Origin of the sequence: Nonomuraea sp. NPDC049655 (assembly GCF_044465465.1) — a bacterium.
Taxonomy (GTDB): domain Bacteria; phylum Actinomycetota; class Actinomycetes; order Streptosporangiales; family Streptosporangiaceae; genus Nonomuraea.
Map to the genome: position 1 here is coordinate 91,292 of NZ_JBITLS010000002.1, position 22,806 is coordinate 114,097.

19 protein-coding genes are annotated in these 22,806 nt (G+C 72.8%); 11 read left to right on the plus strand and 8 right to left on the minus strand.

Annotated features, from left to right (window positions below; all coding sequences use genetic code 11):
- Positions 1 to 63: 63 nt before the first annotated feature.
- From ACIBQ6_RS05735 to ACIBQ6_RS05750, 4 genes are all read right to left on the minus strand, one after another.
- Complete coding sequence (locus tag ACIBQ6_RS05735) at positions 64 to 4,017, minus strand: metallophosphoesterase (RefSeq protein ID WP_397210411.1); 3,954 nt, start codon at positions 4,015 to 4,017, stop codon at positions 64 to 66.
- Positions 4,018 to 4,248: 231 nt separating this feature from the next.
- The gene (locus ACIBQ6_RS05740; protein WP_358294886.1) at positions 4,249 to 4,401 is read right to left on the minus strand and encodes a hypothetical protein; all 153 of its coding nucleotides are present in this window, start codon (positions 4,399 to 4,401) and stop codon (positions 4,249 to 4,251) included.
- Positions 4,402 to 4,555: 154 nt separating this feature from the next.
- A complete protein-coding gene (locus ACIBQ6_RS05745; RefSeq protein WP_397210412.1) occupies positions 4,556 to 5,464 on the minus strand; it encodes an NADP-dependent oxidoreductase in 909 nt (302 codons plus the stop codon).
- A gap of 78 nt (positions 5,465 to 5,542) precedes the next feature.
- The gene (locus ACIBQ6_RS05750) at positions 5,543 to 6,451 is read right to left on the minus strand and encodes a hypothetical protein (protein WP_358294890.1); all 909 of its coding nucleotides are present in this window, start codon (positions 6,449 to 6,451) and stop codon (positions 5,543 to 5,545) included.
- 161 nt (positions 6,452 to 6,612) lie between these two features.
- Between ACIBQ6_RS05750 and ACIBQ6_RS05755 the strand changes: the two genes are divergently transcribed.
- From ACIBQ6_RS05755 to ACIBQ6_RS05770, 4 genes are all read left to right on the plus strand, one after another.
- A complete protein-coding gene (locus ACIBQ6_RS05755) occupies positions 6,613 to 7,167 on the plus strand; it encodes a papain-like cysteine protease family protein (RefSeq protein ID WP_358294892.1) in 555 nt (184 codons plus the stop codon).
- Positions 7,168 to 7,181: 14 nt separating this feature from the next.
- Entirely contained in the window at positions 7,182 to 7,898 is a 717-nt protein-coding gene (locus ACIBQ6_RS05760) for a hypothetical protein (protein WP_397210414.1), read from the plus strand.
- A gap of 147 nt (positions 7,899 to 8,045) precedes the next feature.
- Positions 8,046 to 10,664, plus strand: a complete 2,619-nt coding sequence (locus ACIBQ6_RS05765) for a hypothetical protein (RefSeq protein ID WP_397210415.1) — start codon at positions 8,046 to 8,048, stop codon at positions 10,662 to 10,664.
- 76 nt (positions 10,665 to 10,740) lie between these two features.
- Entirely contained in the window at positions 10,741 to 11,538 is a 798-nt protein-coding gene (locus ACIBQ6_RS05770) for a hypothetical protein (RefSeq protein ID WP_397210416.1), read from the plus strand.
- Between the two features lie 22 nt (positions 11,539 to 11,560).
- Here ACIBQ6_RS05770 and ACIBQ6_RS05775 read toward each other — a convergent pair whose 3' ends face one another.
- From ACIBQ6_RS05775 to ACIBQ6_RS05785, 3 genes are all read right to left on the minus strand, one after another.
- Positions 11,561 to 13,198, minus strand: coding sequence for a serine/threonine-protein kinase (locus ACIBQ6_RS05775; protein ID WP_397210417.1), 1,638 nt, complete (start codon positions 13,196 to 13,198; stop codon positions 11,561 to 11,563).
- A 107-nt stretch (positions 13,199 to 13,305) separates the two neighbouring features.
- Complete coding sequence (locus ACIBQ6_RS05780; protein WP_358294901.1) at positions 13,306 to 13,731, minus strand: carboxymuconolactone decarboxylase family protein; 426 nt, start codon at positions 13,729 to 13,731, stop codon at positions 13,306 to 13,308.
- A gap of 348 nt (positions 13,732 to 14,079) precedes the next feature.
- The gene (locus ACIBQ6_RS05785; protein WP_397210418.1) at positions 14,080 to 14,610 is read right to left on the minus strand and encodes a GNAT family N-acetyltransferase; all 531 of its coding nucleotides are present in this window, start codon (positions 14,608 to 14,610) and stop codon (positions 14,080 to 14,082) included.
- Between the two features lie 360 nt (positions 14,611 to 14,970).
- Between ACIBQ6_RS05785 and ACIBQ6_RS05790 the strand changes: the two genes are divergently transcribed.
- The 7 genes from ACIBQ6_RS05790 (at position 14,971) to ACIBQ6_RS05820 (ending at position 21,022) form a co-directional block, all read left to right on the plus strand.
- Positions 14,971 to 15,399, plus strand: coding sequence for a hypothetical protein (locus tag ACIBQ6_RS05790; RefSeq protein WP_358294905.1), 429 nt, complete (start codon positions 14,971 to 14,973; stop codon positions 15,397 to 15,399).
- Between the two features lie 432 nt (positions 15,400 to 15,831).
- A complete protein-coding gene (locus tag ACIBQ6_RS05795) occupies positions 15,832 to 16,152 on the plus strand; it encodes a hypothetical protein (RefSeq protein ID WP_352325705.1) in 321 nt (106 codons plus the stop codon).
- A 283-nt stretch (positions 16,153 to 16,435) separates the two neighbouring features.
- On the plus strand, positions 16,436 to 17,194 hold the full coding sequence (locus tag ACIBQ6_RS05800; RefSeq protein WP_397210419.1) for a rod shape-determining protein: 759 nt from the start codon (positions 16,436 to 16,438) through the stop codon (positions 17,192 to 17,194).
- 34 nt (positions 17,195 to 17,228) lie between these two features.
- On the plus strand, positions 17,229 to 17,555 hold the full coding sequence (locus tag ACIBQ6_RS05805) for a TraR/DksA C4-type zinc finger protein (RefSeq protein ID WP_358294910.1): 327 nt from the start codon (positions 17,229 to 17,231) through the stop codon (positions 17,553 to 17,555).
- A 96-nt stretch (positions 17,556 to 17,651) separates the two neighbouring features.
- The gene (locus ACIBQ6_RS05810) at positions 17,652 to 18,227 is read left to right on the plus strand and encodes a TetR/AcrR family transcriptional regulator (RefSeq protein ID WP_397210420.1); all 576 of its coding nucleotides are present in this window, start codon (positions 17,652 to 17,654) and stop codon (positions 18,225 to 18,227) included.
- 54 nt (positions 18,228 to 18,281) lie between these two features.
- Positions 18,282 to 20,177 carry an alpha/beta fold hydrolase gene (locus ACIBQ6_RS05815; protein ID WP_397210421.1) on the plus strand — a complete coding sequence of 632 codons (1,896 nt, stop codon included), beginning with the start codon at positions 18,282 to 18,284 and terminating at the stop codon, positions 20,175 to 20,177.
- On the plus strand, positions 20,174 to 21,022 hold the full coding sequence (locus ACIBQ6_RS05820) for a phosphotransferase (protein ID WP_397210422.1): 849 nt from the start codon (positions 20,174 to 20,176) through the stop codon (positions 21,020 to 21,022). Before ACIBQ6_RS05815 ends, ACIBQ6_RS05820 begins: the two co-directional genes overlap by 4 nt.
- 28 nt (positions 21,023 to 21,050) lie before the next feature.
- Here ACIBQ6_RS05820 and ACIBQ6_RS05825 read toward each other — a convergent pair whose 3' ends face one another.
- Entirely contained in the window at positions 21,051 to 22,799 is a 1,749-nt protein-coding gene (locus tag ACIBQ6_RS05825) for a SpoIIE family protein phosphatase (RefSeq protein ID WP_397210423.1), read from the minus strand.
- Positions 22,800 to 22,806 lie beyond the last annotated feature (7 nt).

The window sequence follows — 22,806 nt, forward strand, 5'->3', positions numbered from 1 at the left end:
TCTCCAGGGTCAGGGGGAAGGGCGCCGCCCCGGGCGCGGGCCCGGGGCGGCGAGGGGGGCGGATCAGCGGGTGAACCAGCGGTACATGGGCGAGTCCTTGTCCCACTTGCCGGGACGGCCGTGCTCGTCCTTGGTGACGAAGACGCTGGGCTCGGACGCGGTGACGCCGCCGCCCGCGGAACGGGCCGTGACGAACCAGGCGTAGGCCGTGTCGTCCTTGAGGTGCCGCCACGTCACCGAGGCGACCTGGCCGGAGGCCGCGGTGCTCCTACCGATGATCTTCGTCGGCTTGTAGAGCGCCAGGGAGTCGGTCCTGAAGCTCGTCGTCCGGGTGGTGAGGTCGACGGGCAGGACCATGTTGTCCTCGCGCCCGTCGTAGCGGCGCAGCGGGTCGAACTCGCCGGCGCCGAAGTCGCCGAGCAGCGGCGAGTAGGTGTCCACGCTCAGCTCGGCCCGCTTGACGTCGAACTGCAGCAGCCGGAAGTAGCTGGCCCCGAACTGGAGCTGGTCCTCCGGCTTGTAACCGCCGATCTCGGTGAGCCCGAGCCGGTCGGCCGAGACCGTGTAGAACTGGTAGTCGGCCAGCAGCTCGACCACGCCGTTGCCGACCTGGCCGACCTTCGGCTTCACGTTGGTGCCCACGCCGTGCTCGTGACCGGCCAGGATGAGGAAGACGTTCGGGTTCTTCTCCACCACCGTCTTGTAGAGCATCGAGCCGTCGGGGGCGGAGAAGGCGGCGCCGCGGCCGTCGGGGTTGGCGCTCGGCACGAGGTAGTCGTGGGAGAGCAGGATGCCGTTGCGGTCCGGGAACTTCTTGAAGACCGAGTCGGCCCACTCGGCCTCCTCCCTGGTCACGCCGTACGACAGGCCGACGACCACGAAGTCCAGGCCGCCCGCGGAGAACAGGTCGTAGTGGTTCTGGTTGTCGCCCTCCTTCCACGGGCCGCCGTACTTCGCGTGCCGCCAGCCCTGGGAGGCGTCCTGGTAGCGGGACGGGCCGTAGTACTTGTTGTAGATCGCTCCGGGGCCGTCCTCGGTGCCCGACTGGTTGTCGTGGTTGCCGGCGATGACGCCGTTCGGGATGTTCGCCTGGTCGAGCACGCGCTGCTGCTTCGACGACACCTCGAACTCGCCGACGACCTCGCGCTGCGTGGCCTCGTCGGCGGGCTTGCGGATGTTGTTCTCGATGATGTCGCCGGTGTGGGCGACGTAGGAGATCTTGCGCTGGTCCTTGTTGGCGGTGATCCAGTTGACGATGCCGGCGTAGGCCGACTCCCACACCGCGCGCTCCTGCGGGGTCTCCTGCTCCACCGCGCCCTCGGAGATGTACTGGGTGTCGGTGAAGTGCACGATCGAGAAGTCGTACGTGGCGGGGTCGGCGAAGCCGTTCGGGTCGCCGGGGTCGATGTCGTCGGCGAACGGGTCCTCGCCGGTCACCATGACGTGCACCCGCTGCCGGTCCACGTACTCGGGGCCGACGACGGCGGTCAGGACGGTCCTGCCGTCGGCCCCGCCGCGGGCGCTGGTCAGCAGGTCCCACGCCTTGGCCTCGGTGTTCCAGGCCCGCAGCGAGGCCAGCCGCTCGGGGTCGACGACGCCCTCCCAGCGCAGCACGGGCGCGTCCACGTGGCCCTGCACCTTGACGTCGAAGCGCTGGTAGACGAGGTCGCGGCCGGTGGGGGCGTCGAGCGTGCGGCCGTCGCCGGGTTCGAGCCCGTCGGCCCTGATCCGCTGCTCGCCCGGCACCTTGAGCGTCGTGGGCAGCGTCGTGGCCGTGCCCTGGTACGCCTCGTCCGGGGTGAGAATCCTGGCCTCGGAGAACGTGGCCGTCACGGGGCCGCCGCCGGGCTCGCCGACCTTGGCCGACAGCGTGACGGGGTCGGTCACGTCGGCCGTCCCGGAGGCGGGGGTGAGCTCGGCGGGGGCGTCCGGGATGCCGGCCGACTCGAAGACGATCTCCCGGGCCGCGGTGTTGCCGAGCCCGTCGGCGCCGGTGACCGACAGCGTGTGCCGGCCCGCCTTGAGCCCGGGGCCGATCCGGGCGCCCAGCTCCACGGCTTGGCCGTCGAGCTTGACGTCCGGCCCGGACACCACGCCGGAGGCGTCTTCGAGCTTGACGTCCAGGACGACCGTCGCGGTGATCTTCTCGTCCGCGGCGGGGACGCTCCGTGCGACCTTCGGCGCGGAGTTGTCGGTGATCAGGACGCGTTCGGCGGTCTGGCCGGAGGTGGACCTGGCCGCCAGGGTGTGCCGGCCGTCCTTGATCGCGGTGGTGTCCAGGTCGGCGCGCAGGCCGCGAGCCGGGGCGTCCACCAGGAACTCCAGGTCGATCTCGGTCAGCGGGTTCGCCGTGTCGCCGCAGTTGCCGTCGCCCATGCCGTAGGACGGCTTGATCATCTGACCGGCCGCGGTGCCCTGCGCCGGGGTGAGGACGATGTTCGAGATCGCGAAGTCGTCCCGGTTGGCGCCGCACGACGTCGGGTACGTGCCGGCCACGAAGTCGATCGTGTTCCAGCCGGGCACGAGGTACTCGTTCGGGATCGGCAGGTCCACCCGGCGGCTCACGAAGTCGCCGTCGAGCACCACCTTCTGGCCGTTGACCAGCACGAAGTTCTGGTAGCGGGCCTCGATCGAGTTGCTGCCCACGGTGAAGCCGAGCGTCGCCTGGCCCGCGCCGAGCGTCTCGATGACGTGCACGGCGGGGGCCTCGATCGTGTAGCGCAGCTCGGCCTCGCGCGGGAGGGCCTGGTCGCTGCCGCAGTCGCCGTCGCCCAGCGCGTACGAGGGCTTGACGTCCGTCCCGGTCACCGTGGCGCCGTCGAGGGTCAGGGCGAGGTTCGCGATCGTGAAGTCGTCGCGGTTGACGCCGCAGGCGTCCTTGTAGTCGCCGGTGACGACCTTGATCGTGTTCTCGCCCGGCGTCAGGAACCTGGCCGGGACCGCGACGGTCACGCGCCGGCTCGCATAGGTGCCGCCCAGGTCGATGCGCTTGCCGTTGACCAGCAGGAAGTCGTCGTACTTGTCGTCGATCGAGTCCGCGCCGACGTCGAAGGCGAGCATGGCGGCGCCGTTGCCGAGCGTGGCCCTGGTGACCGGCTTGCCGCCGTCCACGGTCAGCGACTCGACGCCGCCCGCGCCGGCCGCCGGGACGGTCGCGTTCACCGTCTTGACGCCGGCCACGAGGGTGCCGTCGGTGGGCAGCAGCCGCGGCGCGCCGGCCGGGGCGTTGTTCACCGTCACGGTGTTCCGGACGGTCGCGCCCGCCGCGGTGGCGGCGCTGAGGACGTGCTCGCCGTTGGCCAGCCCGGTGGTGTCGAGGTCGGCGGCGAGGCCGGTCGTGCCCCGCGGGTCGGACTGGGTGAAGAACCTGAGGGTGGCGCGCTTGAGCAGCGTGGTGTTGCTGCCGCAGTTGCCGTCGCCGAAGTTGAGCGTGTACGGGTTGTCCTCGCCGTCGGCCACCTCGCCGAGCAGTTCGAGGCCGACGTCCGAGAGCACGAAGTCGTCATAGTTCTGCCCGCAGGACGACTGGATCGTGCCGACCACGATCTCGACCGTGTTCTCGCCCTTGACCAGGTGCTCGTTCGGGATCTCGATGGTGGCCCGCTGGTTGGCGAAGTTGCCGATCTCGGCCTTGTACGCGCCGTTGACCTGCACGTAGCTGTGGTACTGCGCCTCGGTGGAGTTCGAGCCGACGTCGAAGGCCAGCTTGGAGACGCCCACCGTCTCGGTGGCGGTGACGGGGTTGCCGTCGAGGTCGAGCTTCGTGACGCTGTCGCCGGCCGTGGCCGGGACGGCGGCGACCTTCGCGGTGCCCTCCAGGTAGGAGCCGGTGGCGGGGGTGAGGGCGGGCGGGGCGGGGGTGCTCGTGGGGGTGGGGGTCGGCCGTCCGCGGCCCTGCTCACCCGGGTCGGCGTGCGCCGCCGTCACGAAGCCGCCCACCAGCACCGCCGCGAGCGCGGTGGTGACGGCGAGCCGTCCCCTGCTCCTCGAACCGCCTGATAACTGTCGTGCTGCCATCGGCTGCATCGGGTCCTTCCATGACGTTCACGGGGCAGCCGATGAGGCGGCGTGCCCTTCGAGCGGACACGTTGGAGCGCACGGGTGAACGTTGTGCATGGAGAGACTGAAGGGGCGGGGAACTGTCTCCTCATTCTGGTCATCTGCCCACAGACGGGAACAACCCCGACAAGAGAGACGGCGTGACCCGCGGCCCGAAGGCCGGGTGTCACGCCGTCGTGCCGGTCAGGCTCAGCTCTGGTGCCCCGGGAGGTTCTTGCCGTCCTGGGGCTTGTTGCCGGAGGACTTCTTGTCGGCGCCGGTGCGGCTCTGGGTCGAGGAGCTCCGGCTCTTGTCCTTGTCCTTGTCGCCCGTCTTCGTCTTGCGGGCCTTGCTCTGCGCCATGACGGTTCCTTTCTTCGATACGCGGAGTCAGCGGGTCGCTTGGCTCCGTAACTGCGCGTGCCCGTGGCCCGGACGGTCATACGGCAGGCCGGTCAAGGTTTCCTCAATAGGCCGACATATCCATACATGTGACGCCGGTCGCCCGGCGTCGTCGTCAGATCTCGATCACGGACTTCCCCGGCACGCCGCCGCGCTTGTCACGGAACGCCCGACCGGTCTCGGCCAGCGGGTACACCGCGCCGACGTGGGCGCGCAGCAGCGCCGCGCCGGCCCGCGCGGCCAGCTCGGCGAGCTGGGCGCGGTCGGGCTCGACGATGAAGAACACCGCCCGCCCGCCCTCCGGCACGACCGGCGGCGGCGCGGTGATCGAGACCAGCGCGCCGCCCGGCCTCACCTTGGCCGCCGAGCGGGCGAGCAGGTCGCCGCCGATCGTGTCGAAGATCAGGTCCACCGGCTCGACCGCCTCCTCGAACGGCTGCCGCTCCAGGTCGACGAACTCGTGCGCCCCCAGCTCCACCGCCAGGCCCGCGACCCGTCCCCGTCCGGTGGCGATGACGTGCGCGCCGGCCCGGCGGGCGAGCTGGACGGCGAGCGTGCCCGTGCCGCCGCCCGCGCCGTGGATCACGACCCTCCGGCCCGCCTCCAGGCCGCCGTGCGTGAACAGGCCCTGCCAGGCGGTCAGCCCGGCGAGGGGCAGCGCGGCCGCCTCGGTGAAGGTGACGTTCGCGGGGATCGGGGCCAGGTCGCGCGCCTCGACCGCGACGTACTCCGCCGCGCCGCCGTCGCGGTGCCAGTCGGTCAGGCCGAAGACGCGGTCGCCCACGGACAGGCCGGTGGTGCCGTAGGCGACCTCGGACACCACGCCGGCCACCTCGTGGGCGGGCACGGACGGCGCCCGGTCCCGTCCGGCCCGGTCGGTCCAGGTGCCCGGCCAGTCCAGCTCGTCAGGGACGAAACCGGCCGCGTGCACGCGCACCACCACGTCGCCGGTGGCCGGGCGCGGCACGGGCACCTCCTCCAGGGTCAGGTCGCCGCCGGGCCGGTGAACGCGTATCGCTCTCATGGTCATCGCCTCTCCGCTCATCGTCATTGTCGGCGACAGGACGGGACAGCGGCCCGGAGTGTGACAGCGACGCGCCGGTCAGGGCCAGGCCCACCGGATGCCGACCAGGCCCGGCTGGAGGGCGGCGGCCATCAGGTGGACGGCGTGCTGGGCGTTCAGCGTCAGCTCGGAGGCGGTCAGCTCGCCGCCGCCCGGACCGCGGCGGGCGAATCGGTGGATGCGCACCGGCAGCTCGACCGGGTCGAAGGCGACGCGCAGCACGTACTGGCCGGCCGGGAAGCGGAAGCCGCGCTCGTAGAAGCAGGACTCGGCGCCGCTGAGGTCGGCGATCTCGTACCGCAGCACGTGGGTGTCGCCGACCCGCAGCGACCGGTCGAACAGCAGCTCGGCGACCACCGTGGCGGTCTCGCCGTCCCTGGTGACGCGGCCGACGCGGCAGTCCTCCAGGGCCGCGACGGTGACCCGGTCCACGTCGCAGCCGGCGTCGCCGCGGTAGATCATGATGTAGCGGTCGGCGCCCTCCTCGTGGGCCTGCACCACCTGCGTGGTCTCGCGGCTGGTGAGGCTGCGGTCGGGGCCGATGCGCAGCGACTCGTACATCACGGCGATGTGCAGGCGGCGGTCGTCGGCCACCGCGTCCAGCTCGTCCAGCATGGCGGAGACCACCTGGGCGGGCCGGAACAGGGTCGAGTACGCCACCCCGGGCGCGCGGCCACGCGGCTTCGGCGGCCCGAGCAGCCCGATCAGCGAGCGCGGCGGCAGGTCGAGGATCTCCTCCAGGGCTCCCACGGCCCGCAACGACTCCTCGCGCTCCGGCCGGCGCAGGCCCTGCTGCCAGTAGCTCAGCGTGCTCACCCCGACGTGCAGGCCGCGCTGCGCCAGGCGGTGGCGCAGCCGTTCGAGGGTCAGCCCCCGCGCTCCGACCGCGGCCCGCAGGGCGACGTGAAAGGGGCCGGCGCGCAGCGCGGCCTGGAGCTCATCCGCCACGTTGTGAATGTTCACAGATTTCCACAGATTCGTCATCACTTCATGAACGTCATGAAATGTCACCTTCCACAGTGATCTGTCAGGGAAATCCGCTCCCCCTTGTACGGCCATCTCCGCAGGTCGAACATCCTTCGCAGCACCCCCCAGCAGAAGGAGCGCCTATGTTCCGCCTGGCCGTGGCCCTCGCCCTAGCGGCGGCCACCTGGATCGCGAGCGGCCCCCCGGCCGAGGCCGCGACCTGGTACAAGCTGAACTTCACCCAGCAGTCGCAGCAGTACTCCAACTGGTGCTGGGCCGCGACGGGCAACTCCGTCGCCGCCTACTACGGGTACTCCTACAGCCAGAACCAGTTCTGCAACCTGGCCTTCAACCGCGGCGTCAACACCAGCTGCCCGAACAACCAGGCCACCCTCGGCAACGACCAGACCGCCTTCCGCCAGATCGGCATCAACCCCGGCGTGTACGTCTACGACTACCTGACCTACGCCGCCATCGTCCGGGAGATCGACGCCGACCGCCCGATCATGGCCCGCATCCAGTGGACCAGCGGCGGCGGCCACATGGAGGTCATCTACGGCTACGACCAGAGCTCGTCGTACGTGTACTGGAGCAACCCGTGGCCGTCCAGCACCCGCTACAACTGGTCCACCTACAACTACTACGTCTCGAACTCCTCGTTCTTCTGGACCCACTCGCTCGACTACATCGGCGCGTGAAGGAGGCCATCGACATGAAGCTCTTCGCAGCGGTCGCGGCCCTGACCGCGCTGTTCCTGTGGGTCCCGAGCCCGGCGCTGGCCGACCCCGGCACGCCCACCCCGGCCGACGTCGACGCCGCCAGGGCCGCCGCCGCGGGCGCCGGCGACACGGTCGGCCGCTTCTTCGCCGGCCAGGGCAGGAAGACCAGCCTGGCGCCGGTGGCGGCGCGGGTCGACGGCCCCACGGTCGCCGTCAACGACCTCAACCCGGACTTCGTCGCCGGACGGTCGGCGGAGATCGCCCGCTTCGCCTTCCTCGCCACCGGCGCCACCGCGCCGGACGGGCAGACCGCCTCCGTCTGGACCACCCGCGACCGCCGGGGGACGTGGGTGGTCAGCAACATCGCCAGCGGCGGCGACGAACAGCGGTACGCGGGCCAGACCGGCACCGTGTTCCGCGAGCCGCAGCTCAACGCCTGGTACGCCCTGCGCGACGGCACGGTCGTGCCGCTCAACGACGAGGCAGCGCAGTCGGTGGGCCGGGCGGGCGTCCCCGTGGCCGACTACCGGCGGCTGGCGCAACAGCGCTACGCCGCCAAGCTCCCCGGCAGCTCCTACGCCAGGGACGGCTACGCGGGCGGCTACGGCGTCCCCGGCCCGGGGAGCACCCCCTTGCCCTGGGTCGTGGGCGCCGTGGTCCTGCTCGGCGCGGCGATCACCATTCGCCTGCTGCGCGCGCGCCGCACCTGACAAGATCCGGTGCACGGCCCGCGCCTCCGACGGCCATCTCGGCGGAGGCGCGGGCCGCCTTTTTCTGAGTAGCCCCTACTCATGCCCTCCCCCGCCGCCCGCCCGCACCATGGCGGCACAGCTGCTCATCCACGAGGGGGGACGACCATGGCAGACATCCACAGCGCGGCGGCCGCCGGGCCGCCGTCCCCGCCGGCCGCGCCGGTGCTGGACAACTCGGCGCGGGAGGTGCTGAAGGGCACGCTCGTTCCGCTGCGGGTGCCCAGCGCGCACGACGACCCACAGGACGGCGCGGGCGGCGGCATCGTCAAGCTGGGGGCGGTCCGGCAGCTCGCGCTGGCCCCCGGCGACACCGACGCGGTCCGTGACCGCCTCCGGGCCGGGAACGCCCAGGAAGGCGTCTCCGGCGAGGCGTTCGACCTGCTCAGGCGGTTCGAGGAGCAGCCCGTCGCGGCGCTGCGCCCCGACCCCGCCGCGCTGGCGCGGGTGCCGGCCGCCGAGCTGGCGCTGTTCGCCGGGACGCTCGTCGAGCTGCGCGCAGAACGCCTGCGCGAGGCGGAGGGCGCGGGCGCCCGGGAGGCGGCCGGCCGGGCCGCGCAGGCGCTCAACACCGCCGCGGTGGCCCTGCGCGGCCTGGCGGTCAACACCGCGGCGCCGCCCATCGGCATGCTCAACCTGGAACGCATCGAGATGGTGCCGGTCGGGATCCAGCGCGGCGAGCTCGTCTCGACCATCCCGCTCGCGCCCGGCGAGGTGACCGCGGTCACGCACAAGGAGTGGTCGGTCACCTCGAAGGAGTTCACCACCATCGTCACCGACTCGCTGGAGGAGGTCAGCGAGACGGGCGTGACCGACAACACCGACCTGTCGCAGTCGACGGCGTCGCAGAGCCAGCACTCCAACCAGTTCAACATCACCGGGACGGTCCAGGGCGGCATCCCGATCATCTCCGGTTCGAGCACGACCGGGTTCACCGCGCAGGGCTCGGAGTCGGCCTCGGCCGCCGAGAGCATCAAGCACGCCCGCGCCACCACGCAGAAGGCGTCCTCGCGCTCCCGCCGCGAGCACAAGGTGACCATCTCCACCACCACCGTGACCGGGTCGGAGGAGACCTCGACCCGGGTGCTGAGGAACACCGGCAACGACCCCGTCCGGATCGACTACTTCAGCCTGATGCGCAAGTGGCGGGTCCGGCTCTACCGGTACGGGCTGCGCCTGACGTACGACATCGCGGTCCCCGAGCCGGGGGCGTCGATGCGGCGGGCGTACGCGGAGCTGGAACTGCTGCGCTCGCAGCAGGGCCCCTTCGAGTTCCCGGTCAAGCACGCCGACATCACCACGGAGCCGGTCGACCAGGACGGCCACCCGTCGCCGACCGGCGTCCCGAAGTACCAGTGGCTGGCCGACCGGCACGGCGTGACCGTCCGGCCGCACCCCGAGGAGCCGACGCCGCTGACCGTCAGCTCGCACGTCAACACCGACGGGAACTGGTGGTTCCTGGATCTGGAGTTCGACGTGCCCGGCGGCACGCACATCCGGGAGATCATGCTGGACGCCCAGGTCGGCAAGGACGACTCCGACGACAAGATGAACTTCGACGTCATCGGGGCCCGTTCGGAGCCGACGTGGCGCAACCTGTCGGACGCGCTCATCATCCGCGACCACCGGATCATGTCCTTCGACGGCGCCACGCCCTACATGCGCGGCTTCACCGGCCGCCACAAGATCACGTTCTTCTTCCACCACTCCGAGCGGGTGTTCGTCGGGCTCGGCGTGCGGCTCGACCTCACGGACGAGGCCGTCGAGCAGTGGCGCACCGAAGTCTGGAACACGCTGTACAACGCCGCTCAGACCAGGTACTTCGCCGAGCAGGAGGACATCGCCGCGCGCATCGCGGCCATCGAGGACAAGCTGGCGAACGTCGACACCCTGACGCTGCGGCGGGAGGAGAGCGACGAGATCATGAAGTGCGTCCTGCGGTTCGTCCTCGGCAGCGACTTCGACTTCATGCCCGCCGACGTCCTGGCCGCCTTCCTGGCCGCGCACGTCGACCTCCAGCACGGCATCGGCTTCGACGGGCCCAGCCTCGGGCTCAGCGCCGAGCAGTGGACGCTGCTGCGGCGGCACGAGGACCTGGTGCGTTTCATCAACCAGGCGATCGAGTGGGAGAACGTGGTGACGTTCCTCTACTCCTACTTCTGGGACGTCCCGCCGAGCTGGCCGTTCATCCGGCAGTTGCGGCACCCGGACCCGACCAGGCAGGCGTTCCTGCGGGCCGGCAGCGCGCGGATCGTGCTGACCGTGCGCAAGGGCTGGGAGGAGGAGTGGATGCGCTTCGCCGAGGGGGGCGCGGTCGGCGCGCCGATCCCGGCGCCGTACCTGACGATCGCGCAGGAGATCGCGGCCTACGACGACCGCAACTATCCCGGCATCCCGCCCGCCAACCCCGAACGGGCGGCCGCCCGGCTCCAGGACGCCGCCTTCACCACGTCCTCGTCGGACCTGGCGCCGAGCCCGAACCCGGTGAACATCAAGGTCGGCAACAGCTCGGCGTTCGTCGTCGGGCTGCCGGTCGTGCTGGACGCCGAGGACGACCGCCGCGTCCAGGAGGCCCAGCTCGTCGTCGCCGTCCCGGACGCCACCCACCTCACGGTCGAGCGCCTGAGCTTCGCCCACCGCGGCACGCAGGCTCCCGTCGTCCGGCACCGACATCGCGCTCACGTCCAACCTCGCGACGATCTCGTAGGGCGGCGGACGGCCCGATGACGTACTTCTGCTTCCAGAGAAGCCAGAACGACCGGGTCTCCCGGATCTCCCTCACCGTCGCGAGGAGACCCAGCCGATGATGTGGAAGGGCGAGCAGCCCGACGACAACGTGCACGCCGTGCTCTTCCACCACACCCCCGGCCTGGTGTTCCTGGAGGAGACCCGCGCCTCCTACGGCCCGCAGGGCTCCTACCGGGTGTTCGCGCTGACCGGCAGGACGCCCGGATCGGGCCGGTTCGAGGCCATTGAGGTACCCCGGACGGGCCCCCTGCGCACGCTCGGCCGGTTCGACCTCGACGTCCGCGACGCCACCGACGACCAGGCCGACCTGGTCTACACCGGCAAGTTCCTGTACTGGCGCAGATCCATGCCCGCCTCCCTCCAGGGCTCCGGCACGCTGCTGTACGCGGCCACGTCCGGCCTGGTGGGACACCAGATCGGCGCCATGCAGAACAGCAAGGACCACGGCCCGCTGCCGGAGGGCCTGTACACGTTCCTCACCCACGTCGACCCCCGGCAGAACTCCGTCGAGGCGGCGAACCAGCGGGGCGACAAGGCCGTCTCCAACCCCGGGGAGGGCATCCAGTTCCTGCCCGTGGGCGGCAACGGCCCGGTCTTCCCCGACTGGGGCACCTTCCGCGTCCGGCTCACCCCGATCCAGGGGAACATGTACGGCCGTGGCGGCTTCTACCTGCACAACTCGCACAAGGGGTACAGCCACGGCTGCGTCGAGGTCGGGGTGAACGCCGACGGCCTCGACTTCTTCTCGGGCCTGCTGGCCTACGCCGGCAGCCAGCCGCGCAAGGCCAAGCTCGTGCTGCGCGTCCGGTATTCCTACCCCGAGCAGGGCACCCTGGGCAGAACCCTGCGCTGACCCCTCAGGCCGCGCCGCCGGGTCACCAGCGGCAACGGGCGCGGGCGGCGGAGACCGTCACCTCGTGGGTGTCGTCGGCCGTGACGGGCTGGTTGCCGACCAGGACGGTGAGCCGGCCCGGGGCGGGCACCCGCCAGGTGCCGAGCGGGGCCCAGCGTCCCCGGAAGGCGCGCTGGTCCACGGTCACCGGCGGGCCGAGGTGCGGCGGGTTCGTGTTGTTGTCGTCCAGGTAGTAGAAGGCCAGGCCGGTCGAGCGGGGGTCGTCGGGGACGTGCACGTCGATCGTGCAGCGTGCGCCGCCGCGGGTGTCGAAGTACCAGTTGACCGCCTGGTTGAAGTGGGCCGGCTCGTTGCCGACGCGCAGCGCCAGCGCCGCGCCCGCGCAGCCGTCGCCCTTCCACCCGCCGGTGACGGGACGCCAGGCGGGGTCGGCGTAGAACCACTCGGCCGCGCACCGGGGGCCGTGCACGGCCTGCCACCGGACGGGGCCCGTGGGGGCGGGGCCGGGCGGCGGCTGGGTGACCACCACGGTCCCGGGACCGTCCGCCGCGGTCGCCCGGACGGCCACCGGGCCGCCCGTCGCGGGGCCCGCCGTGGGGCCCGCCGTGGGGCCCGTCGTGGGTGTGGTGAGCCGGGGGAACAGGACGGCGGCCGTCGCGCCCAGGGCCAGCAGGACGGCTCCGGCCGCCAGCGCCCGGCCCGGCCAGGACGTCCGCGCGGGCTGGGTCGTCCCGGTGGGACCGTCGTCGGCTGGGTCGTCCTTTGCGGGGCCGCCCATGACCGGGTCGCCCTCGGTGGGGCCGGTCTCGGCGATGAGCGCCTGGTACTCCGCGTCCGAGGCCCAGGACAGCGGGCCGGCGGCGCTTTCGGCGAGGGCCGCCGCGCGGGCGGACGTGATCCGCTCCGCCGGGTCGCGCGCGGCGCACGAGCGGATCAGCTCGGCGAGCGCGGGCTCGACGCCGTCCACGTCGATGTCGGCGTTCAGGCTGCTGTAGAGCACCGCCATCGGCTCGCCGCGCCCGAACGGCGGACGGCCGGTGGCGGCGTAGGCGATCGTGCCGGCCAGCGCGAAGACGTCCGCCGCCGCCGTGACCGGCTCCTGACGTACGGCCTCGGGGGCGATGTAGCCGGGGGTGCCGACGATCTCCCCCGACGTCGTGATCGTGCTCTGGCCGGGGGCCCGCGCGATGCCGAAGTCGATCAGCCGCGGGCCCTGCGGCGACAGGATGACGTTGTGCGGCTTGAGGTCACGGTGCTGCACGCCGTGCCGGTGCACGTCGGCCAGGGCGGCGGCCAGCCCGGCGAGCAGCCGCCGGCACAACCCCGCCGGCAACGGCCCCCGTTCCGCCACCGCCCGCAACAGCGTCGGCCCCCGCACGTACGCCGTCGCCAGCCAGTACGGCGACGCCGTCACCCGGGCGTCCACCAGCGGCGCCACGTACGGGCTGCGCAGGCCGCGCAGGGTGGCCGCCTCGCGGCGGAAGCGTTCCATGGCCTCGGGGTCGGCCGGGTCGTGCTTGATGACCTTGATGGCCACCAGGCCCAGGCGGCGGCTCCTGGCCAGGTACACCACGCCCATGCCGCCCGCGCCGAGGCGCCCGAGCAGCCGGTGGCCGCCGATCTCGGGTGGGTCCGTCGCCTGTAACGCCTGCACGCTCATCCCAGTCGATCATGACAGACCGAGCGCTCGGGAGGCAGCCCCTACCACGGCCGGACCGAGCGGGCAGCCCGCTGTCACGGCCGGATCGGGCGAGCGGGAGCCTGGGGTCAGACCGTGCCGTCCGGCACGGGGAGCAGGCCGCGTTCGGCGAAGACCTTCTTGGCGACGAACGTCGCGTTGAGCGCACGTGGCATGCCGCAGTAGACGGCCGAGTGCAACAGGGACTCCGTGATCTCATCGGGCGTCAGGCCGACATTCAGGGCGGCGTTGATGTGCACGTCGAGCTGAGGTTCGCAGCCGCCGAGCGCGGTGAGCGCGCCCAGGGTCACCAACTGGCGGTCGCGGGGGGCCAGGCCGGGGCGGTCGTAGATCTCACCGAAGGCCCAGGCGACCACCTGGTGGGCCAGTTCGGGCGAGATGTCGGCAAGGGCGTCCACAACCCGCTGCCCGGCCTCGCCGTCGACCTTCCGCAGCACCTCCAGGCCATGCTCGTAGCGCTGTTCACGGTCGGATCCTTCAGCAATGTTCGTCATGTCCGAAACGGTAGAACTTCGAGCGCACTCAAACGCAAATCCCCTCACAGCGACGGCGAGAGGCGCGCCCCGACGGACGCGACGGCGGAGGCAGCGAGGGGCGGGCGCGCAGCACGATGAGGGGCAGCACGGGGGCGCAGCGCGGGGGCGCAGCCCGCTGGGGCGCAGCACCGGAAACTCAGCATGGGGCGTGGCGCGGGGGCGACGCGGGGGGTGTTTGGGGGGTTATGTCTTTGGTTTGGGGGAGTTGTCTGGGGTTTCTTGGGGGTGATGTCTGGCTTATTTGATATTCGTGGGGATTTGTTCTGGATATCGGTACTAGTCTAGAGATTGCATGAAAGTTCGTGGTTATTCGGGGTTGATGAATACTACAACTCCCTCGTTCTCGCCCGCGCGTCGCCACCCCAGGCGCTCGTACAGGCGAATGGCGTCGGGGGCGTTCACGGAGGTCAGCAGCCAGCTTCGGTTTTCGCCGCACAGAAGGTTCAGAATGCGCCCGGCCAGACCCCGGCCGCGGGCGCGCGGAGCGACCGCCAGCTCGTCCACCTGGAGCGCGCCGGCCAGCATCCGGGACACCCCGTCCGGGCCGAGCGCCGCGAGCACCTTGCCGTAGCTGCGGGTGCGCGGCAGCGGGGTCGCGGTCGGCCAGGCCGTCCCGAACCCGCACGGACCCGCGTCATCGACGGCCAGCACCGCGCGGAAGCCGGGCCGGGCCGCGTCGGCGGCGAACCGGACGCCGAACTCGGCGACCTCGCCCTCCCCCTCGTTCCACGGCGGCCCGGTGAACACCTCGCGATAGAGGTCGATCAACTCCGCCCGGCGCGCGAGCGCCTGCTCGCCGGTCAGCAGTTCCAGCCGTGCGTCCGTACGTTCCGTCACCCTCAACCTCACTGTCTAGTCGTGGTACGACAGTGACGATAGCGGACGTCCGGTCAAACCGGCACCCCTGCCCCCGCGGCGCCGGCCGCCCGGAGCACATGTTCCCGGCAGCGCCGCATTTTCGGGGCGACAGTGCTAGGGAATGATCGAGTCACAGTAAAGCGACACCACCGCTCCTTGTCGCAATAAAACTGGACAAGTCGGCTGTAAGGGCCTGGTAAATCTGGTCAAGCTTTAGGAGCTCATGCCTGTCTTGTCAGAACTCCGAACTCAATGCGCGGGTAAGACTGCTCATGCCGGAGACCGACGGCAGTCGAGAAGTCCCGCGGCGGTTCTGGAAACTTCTGAACGGAAAGCGCGATGAAATCAATGATGAAGAAGCCGGCGGCCGTGCTCGCCACGAGCGCGTGCCTGCTGCTGGGTGGCGGCCAGATGCCGGCCGCCCAGGCCAGCACGGCCGGCACGGCGTCGTATCAGAGCCCAGCCGATGAGAAGCCGGTCCTCCGGGGCGGCTGCGGCTGGCGTCACTGCGGTCCTCGCTGGTGGGGCCCGCGCTGGGGCGGCTGGTGGGGCGGCGGTCACCACCACGACCACGACCATGACCACCACCACCGCGTAGGCCCGCGTGGTCCCCAGGGCCCGCGTGGTCCGGAAGGCCTTCCCGGCCGGTCCGTCCACAAGCCGGACCGCCACGACGACGACGACCACGGCCGCGAGGACCATGGCCACGACGACCACAACGAGGACGACGACTGGGGCGAGTGGGGCGAGAACTTCGACGGGTTCTAAATGACCCGCGGCGAAGTTCCCGCTGACACACCAGCACGCTGAACGGCGGGGTTCCCGGCGACATGCGCACACCGGCCGTCCGGACGAAGACCGGCTCCCGGTCCGGCGACCGGCCACGCGCCCATGTCCCGGCGAACCCCGCCCTGCTGCCCCGCCCTGCTGCCCCGCACAGCCCTCGCCCCGCACATCCCCGCCTCTGCACACCCCCGTCTCTGCATGCCCCCGTCTCTGCATGCCCCGGCCTCGCACGCTCCCGCCCCCACCAGCACCGGAAGCCCCTCCGGACGCCCCTGCCCCGCCTCCCCGTCGACCGCGCGCCATACCGCCGGAACGGGAAACCGGACGGTAATGCCTTTTCTCACCGGCTGGGCTATGGTCGGCCTTATGACGGGACCGTGCAGAGCGCCACGAGGCCCCATCGCGCTGTGTTGCGTGGTGGGCCTGGTTCTGCTGTCCCTGCTGGTCGCCGGCCCTTCCTACGCCGACGACCAGACGACCCCGCGCCCCCTGTCCGCCGGCCACGAATGGACCCCGGACAAGAGCGGCGACCGGATGCCCAGCCTGCCGCCCCAGGCGTCCAGCGGCCGTGAGCACCACGTGCTGTCGTTGTGGCCGCCGCTGCGCGGCGCGCGGCACGCCGAGGCCGCCCACCTCGCGCTGCTCCCGGCGCCCGGCTCCGACGCGGCCGCGATCCGCGACCCGCAGCAGGTCGGGCACCGCACCGCGGGCTCGCGCAGCCCGCCGCTGATCTAGCTCCCTCCCTCTTCACGAGTCGCCGCCTCCCGGCCCGCCGAGCGCGCCGCGGGGCCGGTCGTCGCGCCCGGCCTTCGCACGGCCGGGTCCACGCGTTGCCCGGCCGCCCGCGGGTTCCGCGCGTTCCCGTACGGCCGGAGGTCGCCGTCGTGGCGTGCCCGCGTGCGGGATGCGCCCTTTCTCTCGTCTTTCGCGTACGAGTTCTCCGCGTCAGAGCAAGGAGCCGATCATCGTCATGTCCGACGCCGGATCAGTCCACCAACACTCACCGCGAACATCCGCGGTGCACCGCGCCCACGTGGTGCTCGACCTGGGCACCTCACGCACCCGTTCGCTGTCCCTGGACGGGTTCGCCATCGCCGACCGTCCCTCGGCGGTCGTCGTCCCGTCGCCGGAGAGCCCGGCCGGGATCCCGGTCCGCCCGATCCGCCGGGGCATGGTCGTCGACCCGGGCGCCTGCCTGCGGCTGGTGCATCTCGTGCTGCAGGACGCCTGGCTGGCCGGCGGCCGGCCGCTGGAGCACGTGATGGCCGCGGTGCCGAGGGCCGCGACGGGCAGCGACCGTCAGGCGGTGCGCGCGGCCGTCGCCGAGGCGGCCGGCTGCCAGGTGACACTGGTCGAGGCGCCGCTGGCCGCCGCCGCTGGCGCCGGTCTGGACGTCGCGGGGCCGGGACCGTACCTGCTGCTGGACGTGGGGGCGGGCATCGTCGAGGCCGTCGTCGTCAGCGGCGGCGCGGTCAGCGACGCGGCGGCGCTCCAGCTCAGCGCCACGACGAGCACGGGCCTGCTGCCGGACGCCCTGGACGGCGTCGTGGAGATGACCGCGGGCCTGCTGCGCCGCCAGCCGGCCCACCTCCGTCCGGCCGTCCGCGACAACGGCCTGACCGTCACCGGCGGGGGCGCGCTCCAGACGCGGCTGCTGGACCGCCTGCACACCGCCCTTCGCACGCGGATCAACGCCGCGCCGGAGCCGCAGCACGCCACCGTCCGCGGCCTGCTGCGCCTGTGCCTGCGCCCCGCGGCGCCCGTCATCGCCCTCTGAACCCCCGCAATCACAGCGCGGAAAGGAAACCATCATGACCGACCACCTCAGCACCGTGCAGCTCCAGTCCCTGCGCCAGGACATCGACGAGCAGCTGGAGCGGCGCAGCCGCCACCTGCTGGGCCTGCAGGCCGCGGCCCAGGACGGCAACGGCGCGGACGACACCTGGCAGGAGCTGCTGGCCTCCCTCGCCACCGCCGACCGGGCCATCGCCGAGCTCACCCAGGCCCGCGACCGGCTGACGGCCGGCTCGTACGGCCGCTGCGCGCACTGCGAGGCGGGCATCCCGTTCGAACGGCTCAAGATCCGGCCGCTGGCCCGGTTCTGCATCAACTGCCAGCGCCAGCACGAAGCCGCCTGACCTCCGGGACCGGCCGCCCCTCACGACGTCGGGCGGCCGGCCCACCGCCGGCGGCCGTGTGGACAGGAATATGCAGACCGGTCTAGTGTGTGCCACGTGGCGGTCAAGGGGGACGAGACGCGGGCGCGCATCATCGCGGCGGCCCGCGCGCTGGTGGAGGCGCAGGGCAGTCACGGCACCGGCCTCAACGAGGTGCTGGCGGTGGCCGGCGCGCCTCGCGGGTCGCTCTACCACCACTTCCCCGGTGGCAAGGACCAGCTGGTGGGCGAGGCGCTCGCCGCCGCCGGGCGCGAGGTCGACGCCATGATCGACGATCTGGCCGGCACGCTGCCGGCCGCCCGGGACCTCGTGCCGGCCGTCCTCGACGCGCTGGCCGACAGGATGGTGGCGGCCGGGTACGCCAAGGGCTGCCCGGTGGCGACCGTGGCCCTGGAGGTCGCCTCCTCCAACGAGCAACTGCGGCGCGTCTGCGCCGGCATCTACGAAGGCTGGCAGCGCAGGCTGGCCGACGCCCTGCGCACAGAGAAGCACGACGCGGGCGACGACACAGCCGACGAGCTGGCGGCGACCGTGCTCGCGATGATCGAGGGCGCGCTGGTGCTGGCCCGCGCCAGCCGTTCCCGGCTGCCGGTCGAACGGGTCCGCCGCCAGGTCGTCAGGCTGCTGGCCTGAGCCGGCGGTTTTCGTGCCCACAGAATATGCAGATCGGTCTAGAGAGGAATTGTCATGGAAGACGCCGTGGTGTTCGGCGCGACCGGCTTCATCGGCAGATGGACGGTCCTGCACCTGCTGGAACAGGGCCGCGCCGTGACGGCCGTCGCCCGCCGCGCGGACGACCGGCTGGACCGCTGGCTGCGCGAGCGCGGCGTGCCCGGCACGCGGCTCACCGTCGTCGAGGGCGACGTCACCGCCGGGCCCGGCCTGGGGCTGAGCGCGGCCGTCGAAGGGGCGGCGGGCGTGCGGGACGTGTTCAACGCCGCCGGCGTCTACCGCTTCGGCATGGGACGCGAGGAGGCCAGGGCGGTCAACGTCGAAGGCGCGCTCAACGTGCTGAACTGGGCCGCCGCCCGTCCCGCGCTGCGCCGGCTGGTGCACGTGTCGGGCTACCGCGTCGGGCTGGACCCGCGGCCGCGCCACCCACTCCCCGAGGCCGAGCTGGCGGCCCTGTACCGGGACAAAGGGGCGTACGAGGGCTCCAAGGCCGAGGGGGACGCCGCCGTACGGGTCGCCGCGGCGCGGCTCGGCGTGCCGCTGACCGTGGTGAACCCGAGCAGCGTCATCGGCCATTCGCTGACCGGCGAGGCCGGCCAGTACCTCGGGCTGGCCTCGCTGGTCCGCGACCTGTGGGCGGGGCGGCTGCCCGCGCTGCCGGGCGGCGCCCGTACGTTCGTCCCGGTGGTGACGGTGGACCATTTCGCCCGGTTCATGGCCGCCGTGCCCGAGCACGACCCCGAGCCCGGCGGCCTGCACTGGGTGCTCGATCCCGCCACGCCCGACCTGCCCGACCTGATCCGGCTGCTCGCGGACCACCTCGGCGTACCCGCGCCGCGCATTCGCGTGCCGGCGGGCGTGATCCGCCGGCTGCCGTCCGCGCTGACCGGCGCCGAGCCCGAGACGCTGGGCTTCCTGACCGAGGACCGGTACGACACGGGCTCGGCCGACCGGGTCGCCGCGTCCGCGGGGCTCCTGCGGCCACCCGTGGAGGACGCGTTGCGCCGCTGGACCGACCGGCTGGTCGCCGACCGCTTCGGGGCCGCGCCGGCCGCACGTCCCGGTGGTTTCCACAGCGTGGCGGGGTCGCGTACGTACGTGGCGGGTGAGCGTACGTCGCCGCGGCTGGTCCTGCTGCACGGGCTTCCGCTCGACGGCGACTCCTGGCACGGCGTGCTCGACGATCTCGACAGCACCCTGTCCGCGGCCCGCCCCGAAACCGCCGCGGACCGGTTTCCCGCGCTTGTCGCCGATCTGCCGGGGCTGGGGCGTTCCTCGCCGGCCGGGGGCGCGGCGTCGGACTGGCTGGCCGAGTTGCTGGAGCCCGTGCGCACCCGTCCGGTGATCGTCGCGCACTCGGCCGCCGCCGCCCCGGCGCTCCGGTACGCCGCCGCCCATCCTGGCCGGATCGCCGCCCTGATCCTGCTGTCGCCGTACTTCCTCCAGCGCCGGCCGTCCGCGCTCACGCTGCTGCTCGCGGCCCCTGCCCTCGGCAAGATGAACCCCGACCGGCTCGCGTCCACCCTCCTCGGCCCGGCGTCCCCGCCCGAGGACGCGCGGCGGGCGGTCGCGAGCGCCGCGGCCGGGCTCCGCCGTCCCGGGGTCGCCCGGCGCACCGGCCGCGTGCTGCGCGCCGCGCACCGCCCCGCCGAGCGCGCCGCCCTCCGCAGGCTGCTCGGCGGCCCCGTCCCCGTGCACCTCGTGGCCGGCGAGCTGGACCCGCTGACCGACAGCCCCCTCCCTGTGACGGTCATCCCGGGGGCCGGGCACCACCCGCACCTCACCCACCCGGCCGCCGTCGCGGAGATCGTGCGCCAGGTCCGCCTCCGGCCCGTCGTGGACGATTGCCCTCCGCCGCCCACGCCTGAAATCATGACCGGCCCGCTTCCTCACCACCTCAGGGAATCATGAGCTCCGTCACCTACACCGAGCCCGCCGAGCCCCAACCCGAGATCCCGCTCGTCGGCGGCGACGTCACCGAAGGCGTCGTACGCGTCGGCGACACCGTACGCCGCCCCGTCGGGCCCAACTCCCCGCTGGTCCACGCGCTGCTGGGGCACCTGGAGGAGGCCGGGTTCGCGGGCGCGCCGCGGTTCCTCGGCATCGACGCCGCCGGCCGTGAGGTGCTGACCTTCGTGCCCGGTGAGGTCGCCGGGCAGCCGCGGCCCGCGTGGCTGGCCGACGAGGAGCGGCTGGCCTCCGTGGGCCGGCTGATCCGGGCCTACCACGAGGCGGTGGCGGGGTTCGTCCCGCCCGACGGCGTGCGGGCGGACTTCGGGTTCACCGAGCCGCCGGGCATGCCACCCGCGCCGCCGTACCCGACGGAGCTGGTCGGGCACCTGGACTACACGCCGGACAACATCGTGTTCCGCGACGGCGTGGCGGCCGGGCTGATCGACTTCGACATCGCCAGGCCGGCCACCCGGGTCGAGGAGCTGATGAGCGCGATGTTGTACTGGGCGCCGCTGGCCGACCCGGCCGACGCCGACCCGCCCCTGCGCGGGCTGGACGTGCCGCGCCGCTGCCGCCTGCTCGCCGACGCGTACGGGATGTCCGGCGTCGACCGTTCGCGCCTGGTCGAGGTGGCCGTGCTGCGTACCCGGCGGTCGTGGTTCTCGATGCGGCAGATCGCCGAGGAGCAGGGCGGCGGCTGGGCCCGGATGTGGGAGGAGGGCGTCGGCGACGTGATCAAGCGGCGCGAGGCGTGGCTGGAGCGCCACGGCCCGGCGATCGACGCCGCGCTCACCGCCCCCTGACCGCCCCTGCCCCGGAGGCGGCGTCCGCCTACTGCCCGGGCGGCGGCAGGCGCAGGGCGAGCAGCGCGATGTCGTCGGTACGCGGCGACGGCGCCAGCGCGAGCACCTGCTCGCAGAAGTCCTGGAGCGGGCGCCGGGCCAGCGTCGCGGCGTGTCGGCGCAGCCGGGCCAGGCTGTTGTCCAGGTTGACGCCGGGCACCTCGACCAGCCCGTCGGTGTAGAGCAGCAGCGTGCTGCCCGGCGGCAGCGGTGCCAGGGCGTCGTGGCGGGTCACGTCGTCGAGATGCACGCCCAGCAGCAGCGACTGGCCCTCCTCCAGGTAGCGGGCCTGCCCGTGCGCGGTGACCAGCAGCGGCGGCAGGTGGCCGGCGCTGGTCCAGCGCAGGATCCGCGTGTCCGGGTCGCTTTCCGGCTGGGGCGGCTCGATCCTGGCCAGGATGGCCGAGGCCGTGTGGGCGTCGCTGGCCACGGCCATGACCTTGTTGAGCCGGTCGAGGATCAGGCTGGGCGACTCCTTGTGGTCGCAGGCCAGGGCGCGCAGCATGTTGCGGAGCTGGGCCATCTGCCCGGCGGCCTCCAGGTCGTGGCCGGCGACGTCGCCGATGGCCAGCGCGGTGACGCCGTCGGGGAGCACGAACGCGTCGTACCAGTCGCCGCCCACCTGGGACCCGGCCGGGGCCGCCAGGTAGCGGGCGGCGAGCTGCAGGTGATCGACCTGGGGCAGCGCGGTCAGCAGGTGGCGCTGCATGGTGTCGACGATGTCGCGCTGCTGGCCGAACAGGCAGGCGTTGTCGGCGGCCAGCGCCGCGGTGCGGGCGATGTCGGCCACCAGCTCCACGTCGGCCTCCGTGTACGGCCGCGCCGGGTCGGTGCGCGCCACCGTCAGAGCACCCAGCACGCGGCGCGGCGTGCGCAGCGGCGCCACGATCGCCGACGAGCCGCCCAGCACGTTGAACAGGGAGTCGTGGGCGGCGGCCAGCGGCCCGTCGGGCGGCGCGGCGATCTGCTCGGGCCCCAGCAGCAGGGCCTGCTCCCCGCGCAGCACCCGGACCAGCGCCGACCGCGACGGGCCCTTCGGCAACGACGGCAGCTCGGCGAACCAGGAGGGGTCCACCGGCGTGGCCCCGGCGCAGGCCATGGCCAGGCGGCGCAGCTCGCGCGGCCCGAGGAACATGTCCACCGCCGCCCAGTCGGCCAGGCGCGGCACCAGCAGCCGGCCGAGCCGCGTCATCGCCTCGCGCACGTCCAGCGTCTGGGTGAGGACGGTGCTGATCTCGGTCAGCAGGCGGAACTGCTCGGTCAGCTTCTGGGCGCGGACGAGCTCTTCGGCCTGCCGGCCGGCCGCGTCGAGGCGTTCGACGACGTCGATGAAGACCACGACGACGCCGGCCGGCTCGCCGTCGTGATGGATGGGCGAGGCCAGCCAGGCGACCGGGAGCAGCCGGCCGCCGGCGGTGGCGAAGGTGGCGAACTCGCTGCGTACGGACCGGTTCTGCCGGCACACCGTCACCAGCTCGCAGCCGGAGCGGGGCGGGAGGCTGCCGTCGAGGCGGCGGTGCAGCTTCTGGTGCGCGTCGGCGCCGCGCAGCTCGTCGGCGGGAAAGCCGAGCAGGGCCGTCGCCCCCTGGTTGACCCACGTGATGCGGCCGGCGAGATCGGTGAGGTAGATGCCCATGCCCGTGCCGTCGAAGGCCGCCCGCAGCAGCCACTCCGCCGGCTGGGCGCCGGAACCGGAGCCGTCCGGCCGGTGTCCGGCGTCGCCCCCATCAGCCATCATCACACTA

What these genes read in the sequence shown, in the direction of transcription:
- ACIBQ6_RS05825 (WP_397210423.1), bottom strand. Translation starts at nt 22,799, where the DNA reads ATGATGGCTGATGGGGGCGACGCCGGACACCGGCCGGACGGCTCCGGT.
- ACIBQ6_RS05790 (WP_358294905.1), top strand. Translation starts at nt 14,971, where the DNA reads ATGAAATCAATGATGAAGAAGCCGGCGGCCGTGCTCGCCACGAGCGCG.
- ACIBQ6_RS05780 (WP_358294901.1), bottom strand. Translation starts at nt 13,731, where the DNA reads ATGACGAACATTGCTGAAGGATCCGACCGTGAACAGCGCTACGAGCAT.
- ACIBQ6_RS05760 (WP_397210414.1), top strand. Translation starts at nt 7,182, where the DNA reads ATGAAGCTCTTCGCAGCGGTCGCGGCCCTGACCGCGCTGTTCCTGTGG.
- ACIBQ6_RS05745 (WP_397210412.1), bottom strand. Translation starts at nt 5,464, where the DNA reads ATGAGAGCGATACGCGTTCACCGGCCCGGCGGCGACCTGACCCTGGAG.
- ACIBQ6_RS05735 (WP_397210411.1), bottom strand. Translation starts at nt 4,017, where the DNA reads ATGGCAGCACGACAGTTATCAGGCGGTTCGAGGAGCAGGGGACGGCTC.
- ACIBQ6_RS05770 (WP_397210416.1), top strand. Translation starts at nt 10,741, where the DNA reads ATGATGTGGAAGGGCGAGCAGCCCGACGACAACGTGCACGCCGTGCTC.
- ACIBQ6_RS05765 (WP_397210415.1), top strand. Translation starts at nt 8,046, where the DNA reads ATGGCAGACATCCACAGCGCGGCGGCCGCCGGGCCGCCGTCCCCGCCG.
- ACIBQ6_RS05775 (WP_397210417.1), bottom strand. Translation starts at nt 13,198, where the DNA reads ATGAGCGTGCAGGCGTTACAGGCGACGGACCCACCCGAGATCGGCGGC.
- ACIBQ6_RS05820 (WP_397210422.1), top strand. Translation starts at nt 20,174, where the DNA reads ATGAGCTCCGTCACCTACACCGAGCCCGCCGAGCCCCAACCCGAGATC.
- ACIBQ6_RS05740 (WP_358294886.1), bottom strand. Translation starts at nt 4,401, where the DNA reads ATGGCGCAGAGCAAGGCCCGCAAGACGAAGACGGGCGACAAGGACAAG.
- ACIBQ6_RS05805 (WP_358294910.1), top strand. Translation starts at nt 17,229, where the DNA reads ATGACCGACCACCTCAGCACCGTGCAGCTCCAGTCCCTGCGCCAGGAC.
- ACIBQ6_RS05755 (WP_358294892.1), top strand. Translation starts at nt 6,613, where the DNA reads ATGTTCCGCCTGGCCGTGGCCCTCGCCCTAGCGGCGGCCACCTGGATC.
- ACIBQ6_RS05815 (WP_397210421.1), top strand. Translation starts at nt 18,282, where the DNA reads ATGGAAGACGCCGTGGTGTTCGGCGCGACCGGCTTCATCGGCAGATGG.